Below are 13,035 nucleotides of genomic sequence, written 5' to 3' on the forward strand. Positions count from 1 at the left end.
AACAGATGGGCAAATAAAAGTCCTGGGGGGGAAAATAGTTTGACTTGAACAAAGTTTGCAGAATATAGTGAGGCATGGTGATGGTATACTTCAGGAATAAGGAAAAATAGATATGATAACTAGACTGGGCGTTTGTTCCTTGCTGGCAGGGTTTTTTGTGGGAGTTTTTACTGGGATCTCTCAGTTTATGGCAGCCCAAAATTTCTGGGTTGATTTAACGATCTCAAAAATGATCGGGGAGGATACCGCCGAATCCATTATCGGGGGGGTAAATATTGCCATTGTTCAAGATTCGCTGGATTTTTTGATTTATGAGACACCATTTTTTTGTTTTTTACTAGGGCTTGGGGTTCTTCTTTTAACGATCGGTTTGTTTCTGAAGAACCATTAACCGCTGCAAAAGAAATGATCACAAAGGGAAAACGACAAATGAATCCGTCACCATGCCGAGGTACCATTTCAAGAAGACAGTTTTTGGAATATTTAACCGCCATGGCGGCATCTGTTGCCGGCATGGGCGTGTTTACAGGGTGTGCTGTTGACCCTGTTACAGGAAAACAGCAGTTGATGATGGTGTCCCAGCAGCAGGAGATCGGGATTGACCGGCAGCAGTCACCCTTTCAGTTTTCATCCGATTACGGTATTACCCAGGATACCGGCATCAACCAGTATGTGTCTGATGTGGGCAACGCATTGTTACCCAATGTTCACAGGCCCCAGATGCCCTATACCTTTAATAGTGTGAATGCCACCTATATCAATGCCTATGCTTTCCCCGGCGGTACGATTGCCGTTACAAGGGGAATTCTATTGAAACTTGACAATGAGGCCCAATTAGCCGCTTTGATCGGCCATGAGCTGGGGCATGTCAATGCCAGGCATACGGCAGAGCAGATTTCCAAAGGGCAGTTGTCTTCCCTGCTGGTGAGTGGCGTGTCCATAGCCGCGGGCACTCAAGGCTCAGGCCTTGGCGAGTTGGCGCAGCAGCTTGGTATGCTGGGTCAGGGATTGCTCTTATCCAGGTACAGCCGGGATAATGAAAGGGAAGCGGATTTTCTGGGGAATGCGTATATGGTGAAGGCGGGCTATCCTTCCAAAGGGTTTGTCGAACTCATGGAAATGTTGGATTCATTGCACAAGGAAAAACCCAGTTCCGCCCAGATTCTTTTTTCAACCCATCCCATGAGCTCGGAACGGCTGACTGCTGCCGTTCAAAGAGAAAAAGGGATGTATCAGTCTTCAAAATCGTATCCGCTGAAACGAGAACGATATATGGATCATACCGCTTCCCTGCGGGAGAAAAAAGACGGCATAGAATTGCTGCAGCAGGGGGAAAAATTTTTGGCTGAAAAGCAGTACGATGAAGCCGAGAATACGTTTAAACAATCGTTGAACAAATTAAAAGGGGATTATACCGCTCATGTATTAATGGCCAAATGCCTGATGATACGGGAAAAACCATCCCAGGCCTTGCCCTATGCCAACACCGCGAAGACCCTGTATCCCTCGGAAGCCCAGGGCTACTATCTTGCCGGGATGGCCAGTGTCCAGCTTGAAAAATATGGGGAGGCCTATCAAAATTTTAACACGTGTGATCAGGTCTTGCCGGGTAACCCGCAAATAAATTTCTATAAGGGATATTGCCTTGATAAAAAAGGGGATAAGGCCGTGGCAGCCAATCATTATATGACCTATTTAAAAATGATCGATTATCAACCCAACCCATATTCCAAGCATGCTTATAATCGACTGAAAGTATGGGGCTATGCCAAATAGCCAATCAATCTCGGGAAGACGATAACGTATGAAATTTTCAAGCCTCCGGCAGTGTATCAACGTCCTGGAAAAACAGGGGGAACTTGTAACGATCCCACAGCCGGTTGATCCGAACCTTGACATGGCTGAAATTACCAGACAGGTGTTTAATGCCAAAGGTCCGGCCCTGTGGTTTACCCATGTGAAGAACACTAAATTTTCTGCTGTCTCGAATCTGTTCGGCACCTGGGAAAGAACCCAAAAAATATTTGAGCCCCAACTGGCATCGGTAAAAGCCCTTGTGGAGATGAAATCAGATCCCGGGGGGCTGGTGGCATCTCCGGGGAAGATATTCCGGGCCCTGCCGGCAGCGTTACATGCGCTGCCGTTACCTGTATCCCGGCCCAAAGTCCTGGAAAACACATGCGATATCCGGGATCTTCCCATGATTAAATGCTGGCCCAAGGATGGCGGTGCCTTTATCCTGCTGCCCCAGGTTTTTTCCAAAGATCCTGAAAACGACTCTGTTTTCAGTTCAAACCTGGGCATGTACCGGATTCAGATTTCAGGAAATGACTATGATCCCGGCAAAGAGATCGGTCTTCATTACCAATTGCACCGGGGGATCGGCAACCATCATAAACGCGCCCTGGAGAAACACCAGGCCTTACGGGTCAGCATCTTTATTGGCGGGCCGCCGGCCCATACCCTGGCCGCTGTTATGCCGCTCCCGGAAGGCCTTCCCGAGATTGCCTTTGCCGGGGCCCTGGCCGGGAGAAATTTTCGATATGCCACCCAAGATCACCATTTTATTTCCAGTGATGCAGATTTCTGTATCACCGGGATCCTTGTACCGGGCGAAACAAAACAGGAAGGACCCTTTGGTGACCACCTGGGGTATTATTCCCTTGCCCATGCCTATCCCTATTTAAAGGTAGAGTCTGTCTACCACAGAAAAGATGCGATTTTTCCGTTTACCGTGGTGGGACGTCCGCCCCAGGAAGATACCCATTTCGGCCGGTTGATCCATGAGATCACCCGGTCCGCGATTCGGGAAAGTATTCCCGGGGTTACGGCCGTGAATGCCGTGGATGATGCAGGGGTGCACCCCTTGCTGCTGGTAAAGGCCCATGAGCGGTACCTTCCCTGCGACAAAAGGATGCCAAGGGAATTGTTAACCCATGCCGCCAGAGTGCTGGGGACGGGTCAGTTGTCCCTGGCAAAATACCTGTTGATCTGTGCCCATGAGGACAATCCGGGATTGGATGTGACCGATGAACGCGCTTTTTTCATCCACCTTTTGGAACGGATCGATTTTGCAGCGGATGTCCATTTTTTTGCACGAACCACCATGGACACCCTTGATTATTCCACACAGGATATCCATCAGGGGTCAAAAGTGGTGATGGCGGCAGCCGGCGAACGAAAACGGGTCTTGACACAGGATTTTCCCCAGACTTTTTCGTTGCCGGAAACCTTTTTCCATCCAAAAATTGTTGCACCGGGGATGGTTGTGGTGCAAGGACCTGCATTTAAAACATATCCTGGAGCAAAAACACACATCAACCGGTTGAAAAAGCATTTGCAGACGCAACCCGGTCTGGAGTCCCTTCCCTTGTTTGTGGTGGTGGATGACGCCGACTTTGCTGCAAGATCTTTTTCAAATTTTTTATGGGTGACGTTTTTAAGGTCAAATCCTTCCCATGATATTTACGGAGTGAGTGAAAAGATTCGTTTTAAACATTGGGAATGTGTGCCCCCCTTAATTATCGATGCCAGGATAAAACCCTTTCATGCAGATCCATTGGTGTCTGATCCAAAGGTCATGGAAAAGGTTAAGGCGTTGGGGAAAAAAGGCGGGCCGCTTTTTGGCATCATTTAGTGTTTGCACCCAAACACGAGTTTTCGGTCAGGCACTATTTAGTCGGGGGAAACTTTTTTGAAAAAAGAGTGCAGTTATCTGCTGACGTCGGCCCAAATTGACACCCCAGTGCCGGAAAGAACAAAATGAGGGTGTTAAAACAATAAAACAAAGGAGCTTACAAGGTATGGAGGAAAAACCATTACAGAGTGTTTATTTTCATTTTCGGTTTAAATTTCTGGCAATCACAGCTATCTTTTTTCTGCTATGGGTCATTCTTTCCAGTTCAATGTCATTTGATCAATTCTCAACAACCGTTCAATTTAAATTGCTGGGGCCTTTTTTTATTGGGTCAGGCATTTTTTACCTGATTTTTAGGAAATTTCCATTCAAATGCCCCAGTTGCCATCGAATTGTTTCGACCCGAAAAAACTGGCATTGTCCGCATTGTAACCAGATGCAGGGCAAGGAACGCTATCTGTCGGATAAGTGTGTCCATTGTAAACAAATGCTGGCCACTTCTTTTTGTGACCATTGCAAGGCTGAGTTCCGGCTCTAAGGGACTCGGAAATAAATAATTACACAAAATATGGCGTAAGATATTTCCGAGTCCCTAACCCACCCCGGTAAATTCAACACTCAGTTTCTGCTGAAGGTTTTCCGTCATTTTGAAAATTTCTTTTAGCATTTTCTGATCAAGGGCAGATAGATTGTGGGGGTTGATATAATTATCCGGTTGTTGTTCTTCATCCATAATGGTGGTGATCTGTCTTGTAAATCGTAATCGCATCATATAATTATAGGCCCTGACAATATCCGTGTACTCCTTGTTGGTTAAGGCATTCCGGGTATATAGCCTGAAGAGCCGTGTCAGGGTATTGGTTTGTGAAATGCCGTTATTAAGGGCATACACCCGGGTAAAATCAATGAGTGGCAACATGGCCAGTTTTATATCTAAAGACCCTTTTTGTCTGCCGTCAGTTTCCACTAATAGTTTGCCGAAACGACTGATGGGGGGGCGGAAATACAGGGTATTCTCCGTGAGGTGCCGTAAGAAACCCGACCAGCCTTTAATGGAACTCAACAGATACTGTTTCAATTCATCTGCCAGACCCATATCCCCCCATGTCCCCCTGAAATCAAAAAAAATACTGGAATGAAGCAGATTCTCGGGGTTTGAGGTTCGAATCCAGGCATTGAAATAGGCTTTCCATTGGGATAAGGGTTGGCACCACTGGGGATTTTTGGCCATATTATTCCCGTCACAAAACCGGTATCCTGCCAGATCGAGCTGGTCGCAGATGAGGGTTGCCAGCGTATCAAAATATTTTTTTGCCACTTTTGGATGTGGGGTGTCCGCATAGACAATGGCATTATCCTGGTCTGAAATCAGGGTCTGTTCTTCACGGCCTTCTGATCCCATGGTTAAAAAGACAAATTTGCACGGGGGAGGTGCCATTTTATCAAGGGAGAAACCAATGATTTTTTCAATGATGGCATCTGAAAAAGTGGCAATCAGACGCGTGATGTACTCAGGATTACTCCCATTTTTTATGGGGTCGAGAAGCATTTTTTCAAGTTTTGAATGAATCCCTTCAATTTCTTGAATGGTTTGGGCGGATTTTACGGTTTTTATCAGGAGATAGGTTGATTCAGCCTGGGCAAGGATAAGGTCCTTCCCACTGATAATCCCGGTAATATCACCGGATTGGCTATAAACGGCCAGATGCTGTGTATCATTTTTTACCATGGCCAAAAACGCTTCAAACACCTGGCAGTCAGCTGAAATGGAAATAACGGGGGATGACATGATCCGTGACACGGGTTGAGACAGATCCATATGGTTTGCAATGGCTTTTGTTTTTAAATCAGCATCGGTGACAATGCCTTGAATGGTTTGCTTGCCCTTTTTTATCAGAATGGCAGGGGTATGGCTCCGGCTCATTTTAAGGGCAGCTGTTTCAATGCTGGATTCCCCGGAACAGGTGGAAATATTGGGTTTGAAAATGGCCCGGATGGGCCGATTGAAAAACGGCAGATTAAATTCTTTGTCTATTATCTGTCTTGAAATGATTTTGGCAAAGGATTTGTTGAGCATGCACCTGCCAAATTCATTGGTAAAATAATCTTGAAATTTTACATTGGCCGTGCACAGGGTTAAAAAAAAATCTGCTTTAAGGGTTGCAAATACCGAGTCTTCTATAATCTTTAAAGACCGGATGGACATGGCATCATTCAATAGAAGGGAAAGGCCGCCAAAATTGTCTCCAGCCCGTAATCCTCCGGTCAGAATTTTTGTGTTGTTCAGTTCATAATAATAGTGTGCATGACCTTTGGAAAGGATATACAATTTTTCAACCTGTGTGATTTCCTGTTCAAGGAGTACGGTATCTTTGTTGATTTTTTCAAAGGAGAATGCAGTGGTGAGTGCTTCCTGCTCTAACTTTGAAAGCAATGAAAACGGATAAATCTGTGATTCATTTTTCAAAAGACGTCCTCCTTTCTATCTTTCAGGGTGTTTTGGGTGCAAAGACCTGATGGGCAGGCAAAAACGGTTCATTGGAAAGTTCTATGTAATGGACTTGATCAAATCCAAATAATTTTGCGAAAAATGAGGTCAGGACTGCGGTTTTCCTTGTATTATAATAGGCCACTTCATCATTGTAGCGTTTTTTTGTCACAAACAGGTTGTTCTGGGCAGTAATCAATTGGTTTTTCATGTCTGCAAATTGTCGGGAATAGGTTTTATCAAGGTGGACATCTGATTGAGTAAGCAGATTTTTTAACTGGGCCGTCAATTTCATTTGAGAATCTTCAAAGTCTTTGACCAGATCTTTGTCAACGAGTTTTCCTTCGGAAATGACATATTGCAAAATATGGGTGGCCCGTTCAGTGGTTTGGCTTATCTCCTGGGTAGGGTATTGCGGCAGACTTTTTTTTGTTATCTCGATAAGCCCGGGTATCAGATCCAATCGCTCTTTGCAGGTATCTGTCAAATATGCTTTTGTCCCGTCAATTCGATTTTGGGATCTGTAAAAACTGGTGTACCCACCGGCAGCAACACAAAACAAAACAATTCCCATAAAAACGGCACAGAATCCAAAAAATTTCCACAAAGACAATTGAGGCGGCATAAGGAACTCCTTTTCAGGGTTAAAGGTTGATATTCAATCAAGTATCACTTATATGGCAAGGTGTTCAATACTATTCTTACGACAATCCAAACTAATATTTCAGCCGGGCATAATAGGTTTTTTTGGATGCTTTAATGGCATCGTTAAGGGTCAAAATGCCATTGCTGTTTAAAATGGGGAGCAGTTTCATAAAGATTTCCGCCGTGGCAATGGCATCTCCAAGGGCGGTATGCCTGCCGATAATGTTAACGCCCAGCCGTTTGGCAATGTTTTCCATATCATGCTGCTCATGAATGGGATGCAGGATTGCGGATAACAAAAGGGTATCAAGGACAGGATTTGAAAATTTAATATGCGTGGTCCGTTCCTTGACTTTCAACATCTTCATATCAAAGGCAATATTATGCCCTAGCAATACCGTGTCATAGGTATAATTTTTAAATATCGGCAGCATATTGTTGATGTCCGGCTTACCCCGGAGCATTTCATAGTTTATGCCGTGAATTCTATAGGATTCAATGGGAATATCCCGTTTAGGATCAATGAGTTCTTCAAAAATATCCTGGTATACGATCCGGTTATGAACGATTCGAACCGCTCCGATGGAAATGATTTCATCACCGCCCTCAGGGTTAAGCCCGGTGGTTTCCGTATCAAATGCCGTATAGATAAGGTCTTTTAAATTTACTTCCAGCAAATCAAGGTTTTCATCTTTAATATCAAAAAGATTAAAATCATAAAATTCAGGTCTGCTGGCAGTGATGACAGCGGGTCGCTTTTTCTTGATAAAGGCAGATTTTAATTGGGCTTTTGCCTTAATCCTGACCTGGGAGCAGGTTTGATGGTTGTCGGAAATAATCTCAAATTCAGACCGGTTTTGCTTTAGAACATATCCAAAGGATGGCAGCGCCCTTATTTTCTTTGTTATCATGTTTTCAATCTGGTGTTTGCTTATGGAAATGTTATCCCATTTGATATCAAACAGGATTTCACCATTTGATTGTGAAATTTCCAGGTCAAATTTTTTTTGGGCCGTGAGTTCTGATAAATTGACGATGAGGAAAACAAAGGCTATGGTGAAAGAGTAGGTGTCTGCCAGGATTTGTATGTCTGTGTCGTCATTCAACACCTTTATATCTAAGCCATTTTCAACCTTTACGCGGTTTTGTATGGTCGTGAGAAAGTGGTCTAACGTCAGTGTTGTTAACGGCAGTTTGTTCAGTGTTGAATCCAGAATAAATCGGGACATCTGAAGGTATTTTTCGTTTATGCGTTTCGACTCTTCAGACAGTATTTCTGTGCATAACTGATGGGTGCAACTGTCATTATTATTGGTGTGGTTGATCAGATCGTGGATAACCGTTTCTTTCTGTAAAAGAAGGGTGTCCAGACTTTTTTTATAGGACAACAGGGTTTGATCAATATTCTCATACCGGTCAATATCGTCTGAAACATCCTGAAATGTAAGGATAAAACCCGTCATCAGATGATGATGATCCAGAACGGGTATGGTTTCAATACTGATGAGTCGCCCGGTGTAAATCGGGGTGATAAAATAAGAGGCCATTGTCTGTTTGTCATGGCTTAATCGCTCTTCGATTTCTTTTACGGCATGGACGATGAGATCTTTGTCAATGATGTGAAAAATGGATCTGCCCAGCCCGATAAAATATTCAGCTCTTTTGGAATGGGCTTTTTGTGTAAATAACTCTTTTGCAAGGGAATTAAACAATAAAATCCGCCCGCTCCGATTGCAGATAATAACCCCCTGGGGAAGTTCCGTCATAATTGAGGCCAATAGATTTCTTTCTTTTTCCGTCTCTTTTCTGGCAATCAATATCTGCTCGGTAATATTTTTGTTCAAGTTTTCAAACATTTCCGCAAAGTCATTGATAACAGAAGATAAATTTTTAATATCCTTATTTCCGGTAATGGCTAATCTATGGGAAGGATTGGATGAATAAATCATGGCGGCTTCAGCAGATATCTTTTTCAACGGTTTGATATACGTAAGAAAGATGATTTCAAGTCCGGTAAATGCCACGGCAATGCATATGAAAACAAAACTGATAAGGATCAAAGAATGATCTTTGGCAATCATAATAACCGTCACTTTTTCCTGTTCACTCAATGTCTGCCAGAAAAAGAATAAAACACCACAACTCACAATCAGTGCTGCAATCAAGGTAAAAAAGACGAATTTCCAGAATCGGTTGGTTTGTATCATGCCATCAAAAGACAAGAAGAATTCCAAATGAAACGGTTCATTTGGAATTCTTCTTTTATTAAAGGTTATCGGTTATTCGTTAAGATTATCCCCACCATCCCCAGCCAAAACTGGCAACCAGAATGATGCAAAAGGCAATGGTTACAATTAGATATTTGTCTTCTAAGGCCATAACATGTCCTCCTTGAATTGTTTGAAAAAAACTTACGCCATATCATCCGCTTCTTTTGTTACATCCATGAGCTCAACATCGGCGCGCCTGATCTGTTCTTCAGACGTGGTAGACATTTCAGCCTTAAAGCAAAGCGCCCACATCATCACAATCCCCACGATCCACCAGACAATCTGCCATGCCCAGATGGCCGGGAACCCACAGAACGTAAAGGCGGTATTGCCCAGGAGAATACCAGGACCCAGCGCAAAGAAATACCATAACGGGACAACCACTTTCATCCTGGCACGCCATACCTTGCCACTTTCAGACGGTCCGTCAATGCTGTCAAGCCATTGCCTGACTTCTTTTTGCCGGGCATCGGTTTCTTCGGTATTTTTAAATCCCAGGGCGCGGCAGCCGTATGCCACAACTAATCCGGTAAAAATTCCCCAGAATGCCGTGTGCATGGATAAGGGGTATTTCCAGACAAAATAGGTCAGCATGTTGACAATAATCCCGGCAAGAAGCCCAAGGGCTGCCCCAGTGCTGGGAAATTTAAATCCCCAGTGAACCCCAATGAGCATGAGGTACATAACGGTGCCAAAGGTGGTGGCAAACCCGCCAATCATAACAATGGCATCCGATGATGTCAGGCTGACGATAACCGCCGCAACCGTTAAAAGTGTGGCCATCACCCGGTTGGTCCAGATCTGTTCACTATGGGAACCCCCCTGTCTTCTGACATACCGCCACCAGACATCCCTCTGGATGATGGTACCCCCGGTGCCGATATAGGGCGCGGCAGTAGAGTGAATGGCGGCAATAGCGCCCAGGAAAACAAGCCCCAGGACAGGTCCGGGTAAGAACTGCGTCATCAGTTTCGGCACCACATCACCATCGCTGGCAAGGGTTATTACACCAGACAGTTCGAGTATTTTCGCGCCCATTCCCTGGAAAGCGGAAAAGAAAAACAAACAAACGCCAACCACAAAGGTGGACATGAAAACCTGCTGCCATGCCAATGGTTTCGGGGATTTAATGCCAAAGTTCCACAGGATAAATGCCGGTGAGGACTGAATGCCCATGAGGGCAAACATATAGGTTAAGACCATCACCGCTGTCCAGCCGCCACCGATACCAAAGTGGATCAGTCCTTTGGTGACCGTAGTAAATTCCGGGTCCAGGGTCTTCAGGGACGCCGACATGCCGGACCATCCGCCGATGGTGTCAGAGGTGACAACATAAAATCCCAGCAATGCGATACCGCCCACCAGAAGGCAGAATTGCAGAACCCCGACCCAGGTACTTGCCTTAAGTCCACCGGTGACCACGTAGAACCAGACAATAAAGGCCATGAAAATCAGACCGATGGTAGGGGGTACCCCGGCCACCCAGTAGAATAGTTTTGATGCGGCAATCAACTGGATGCCGGAATAAAAAATGGAATATAACAATGCTGCCAGAACCGTCAACCAGCGAACCAGTTCATTGTTATAGTAGTAGGCAAACATATCACCCGGGGTGATAAATCCGTAGCGTTTCCCCATGAGCCAGTTTCTTTTGGCAAAAAAGGCGCCGGTAATGGGAATGGTCAGGACATAGAACGATGCAAATGCATAGACCAGTCCGACCTTCCAGATCAAACCGGGATGACCGACAAATGTCCACCCGGAAAAAGATGCTGCTGTGGCTGCCATCAAAAATGCGATAAAGGGGATGGAACGTCCCGCAATGCCATAACCTGACGTTGTTTTCTCACTAAAAAAGCCTTTTAACCCCCACCAAAAACAATAAATAATGTATAGTATCAATAACCCCCAAACCCACATTACTTTCGATTCCATAGTAATTTTCCTCCTATGTCTTAGTTCTTTTGAGTTGATCGGACCACTCACATGATTATCGATTTAACAAGGATAATCAGGGCATACCACACCACCTCCTTTCCCGTGAATCCCTTAATCTGTTATATGTATACTGCTTCACTTTTAAATCCGTCAGGCCCTGTTGCCATATCCGATTTTTCCTAAAGAGTCTTCAATTTCATCCAGGGTCGTGTAATCATCTATGGTCGCAGGGACCTTATAATCTTTTTTGTCTGCAATGGCCCGCATGGTGCCCCGAAGAATTTTGCCGGATCGTGTTTTGGGCAGCCGTTTGACAATGGTTGCCGTTTTAAACGCAGCAACCGGACCAATTTTGTTCCTGACCAGGGCAATGACTTCGTTGACCACCTCATCATACGCCCGTTCCACACCGGCATTTAAGACCATCATCCCCAAAGGGATCTGGCCTTTGAGTTTGTCTTCAACACCCATGACCGCACACTCTGCCACATCGGGGTGCCCGGCAATGACTTCTTCCATGGCACCGGTGGACAGCCTGTGGCCGGCAACATTGATAATGTCGTCTGTTCTGGCCATGACATAGATATATCCATCTTGATCAATAAATCCTGCGTCAGCCGTTTCATAATATCCTGGGAACGTGCTCAGGTAGGAATCGATGTATCGTTGATCATTCTGCCACAGGGTGGGCAATGTACCCGGCGGCAGGGGTAGTTTGGCGACAATGGCACCGATATCTCCTGCACCGATGGGGTTTCCGTCAGGGTCCAATACCGCCATGTTCCATCCCGGAGCGGCTTTTGTGGGAGATCCCGGTTTGACATCAAATTGGTGAAGCCCGACGCAATTGGCTGCAATGGCCCAACCGGTCTCTGTTTGCCACCAGTGATCAATCACCGGTACCTTGAGGGCATTTTCCGCCCATGACAAGGTATCCGGGTCCAGCCGCTCTCCTGCCAGGAACAGGTAATTGAAACACGACAAGTCAAAGTTTTTTATCAACAGGGCGCTTGGATCTTCCCGTTTGATGGCCCGGAAGGCTGTGGGCGCCGTAAAAAGGGTTTTGACCTTATGCTGGGAGATCACTCTCCAGAAGACGGCAGCATCCGGTGTTCCCACGGGTTTTCCTTCAAAAAGGATGGTCGTACATCCCTTAAAGAGGGGGCCGTAGACAATATACGAATGACCGACGACCCATCCGATATCAGAGGCGGCCCAGTAGACATCCCCCGTATTAACGCCATAAATAGCACTCATGGTCCATTTTAACGCCACCATATGGCCGCCATTATCCCTTACCACCCCTTTGGGTTGTCCGGTGGTACCGGAAGTGTAAAGGATGTAGAGCGGGTCTGTGGCTTTTACAGGGACACACGCCTGGGCCACGGCCACAGCCATTTCCGCCTTCCAGTCAAAATCCCTGCCAACGGTCATTTTCGCAGTGGCCTGGGGTCTCTGGAAAATGATACACGCTTCGGGTTTGGTATCGGACAAATCAATTGCCTCATCTAAAAGCGGTTTGTATTCAATGACCTTTTTTACCTCAATACCGCAGGATGTCGACACAATGACTTTGGGTTTGGCATCATTGATCCGGGTGGCCAGCTCATTGGCAGCAAATCCGCCAAACACCACCGAATGGACAGCACCGATCCTGGCGCAGGCCAGCATGGCAAAAACGGCTTCCGGGATCATGGGCATATAAATAATCACCCGGTCCCCCTTGCCTACCCCTTTAGCGGTTAATACGCCGGCAAAGGTTGCCACCTGGTCCTTAAGTTCGGCATAGGTGTATTTTATAATGGTATCGGTTACCGGGCTGTCATAGATAATGGCATCCTGATCCCCCCTGCCGTTATCCACATGAAGATCAACGGCATTGTAACAGGTGTTGGTTTCTCCACCGGTAAACCATCGATAGAACGGCTTGTTTGAATCATCCAGAACTTTATCCCAGCGTTTATACCAATGACAGTCTTCCGCAACCGATCCCCAGAATTTATCCGGGTCATTTATAGATTGTGCATACGCTTCGGCATACAAATTGACCATACAAT

At 45.6% G+C, this 13,035-nt stretch carries 8 protein-coding genes; 3 read left to right on the forward strand and 5 right to left on the reverse strand.

Annotated elements, in window-relative coordinates; all coding sequences use genetic code 11:
- Positions 1 to 112: 112 nt before the first annotated feature.
- The 3 genes from Q1Q15_RS16565 to Q1Q15_RS16575 are packed head-to-tail and all read left to right on the forward strand — an operon-like array spanning position 113 to position 3,637.
- Positions 113 to 391, forward strand: coding sequence for a hypothetical protein (locus Q1Q15_RS16565; protein ID WP_300462361.1), 279 nt, complete (start codon positions 113 to 115; stop codon positions 389 to 391).
- A 38-nt stretch (positions 392 to 429) separates the two neighbouring features.
- The gene (locus Q1Q15_RS16570) at positions 430 to 1,776 is read left to right on the forward strand and encodes a M48 family metalloprotease (protein ID WP_300462363.1); all 1,347 of its coding nucleotides are present in this window, start codon (positions 430 to 432) and stop codon (positions 1,774 to 1,776) included.
- 28 nt (positions 1,777 to 1,804) lie between these two features.
- Complete coding sequence (locus tag Q1Q15_RS16575) at positions 1,805 to 3,637, forward strand: UbiD family decarboxylase (RefSeq protein ID WP_300462365.1); 1,833 nt, start codon at positions 1,805 to 1,807, stop codon at positions 3,635 to 3,637.
- A 592-nt stretch (positions 3,638 to 4,229) separates the two neighbouring features.
- Here Q1Q15_RS16575 and Q1Q15_RS16580 read toward each other — a convergent pair.
- The 5 genes from Q1Q15_RS16580 to Q1Q15_RS16600 form a co-directional block, all read right to left on the reverse strand.
- Positions 4,230 to 6,104, reverse strand: a complete 1,875-nt coding sequence (locus tag Q1Q15_RS16580; RefSeq protein WP_300462367.1) for a DUF294 nucleotidyltransferase-like domain-containing protein — start codon at positions 6,102 to 6,104, stop codon at positions 4,230 to 4,232.
- Between the two features lie 22 nt (positions 6,105 to 6,126).
- Positions 6,127 to 6,750, reverse strand: a complete 624-nt coding sequence (locus tag Q1Q15_RS16585) for a LemA family protein (RefSeq protein ID WP_300462369.1) — start codon at positions 6,748 to 6,750, stop codon at positions 6,127 to 6,129.
- A 91-nt stretch (positions 6,751 to 6,841) separates the two neighbouring features.
- Positions 6,842 to 8,992 (reverse strand): exonuclease domain-containing protein, encoded by a 2,151-nt coding sequence (locus Q1Q15_RS16590; RefSeq protein ID WP_300462372.1) that lies wholly within the window; start codon positions 8,990 to 8,992, stop codon positions 6,842 to 6,844.
- 189 nt (positions 8,993 to 9,181) lie between these two features.
- Positions 9,182 to 10,975 carry a sodium:solute symporter family protein gene (locus Q1Q15_RS16595; protein ID WP_300462375.1) on the reverse strand — a complete coding sequence of 598 codons (1,794 nt, stop codon included), beginning with the start codon at positions 10,973 to 10,975 and terminating at the stop codon, positions 9,182 to 9,184.
- 153 nt (positions 10,976 to 11,128) lie between these two features.
- Complete coding sequence (locus Q1Q15_RS16600; RefSeq protein WP_300462378.1) at positions 11,129 to 13,030, reverse strand: propionyl-CoA synthetase; 1,902 nt, start codon at positions 13,028 to 13,030, stop codon at positions 11,129 to 11,131.
- Between the last annotated feature and the right edge of the window lie 5 nt (positions 13,031 to 13,035).

Origin of the sequence: Desulfobacula sp. (genome assembly GCF_030145145.1) — a bacterium.
Classification (GTDB): domain Bacteria; phylum Desulfobacterota; class Desulfobacteria; order Desulfobacterales; family Desulfobacteraceae; genus Desulfobacula.

Bases quoted from the DNA above. Each gene is read 5' to 3' on its own strand.
- Q1Q15_RS16585 (WP_300462369.1), bottom strand. From the start codon at position 6,750: ATGCCGCCTCAATTGTCTTTGTGGAAATTTTTTGGATTCTGTGCCGTT.
- Q1Q15_RS16600 (WP_300462378.1), bottom strand. From the start codon at position 13,030: ATGGTCAATTTGTATGCCGAAGCGTATGCACAATCTATAAATGACCCG.
- Q1Q15_RS16575 (WP_300462365.1), top strand. From the start codon at position 1,805: ATGAAATTTTCAAGCCTCCGGCAGTGTATCAACGTCCTGGAAAAACAG.
- Q1Q15_RS16570 (WP_300462363.1), top strand. From the start codon at position 430: ATGAATCCGTCACCATGCCGAGGTACCATTTCAAGAAGACAGTTTTTG.
- Q1Q15_RS16595 (WP_300462375.1), bottom strand. From the start codon at position 10,975: ATGGAATCGAAAGTAATGTGGGTTTGGGGGTTATTGATACTATACATT.
- Q1Q15_RS16565 (WP_300462361.1), top strand. From the start codon at position 113: ATGATAACTAGACTGGGCGTTTGTTCCTTGCTGGCAGGGTTTTTTGTG.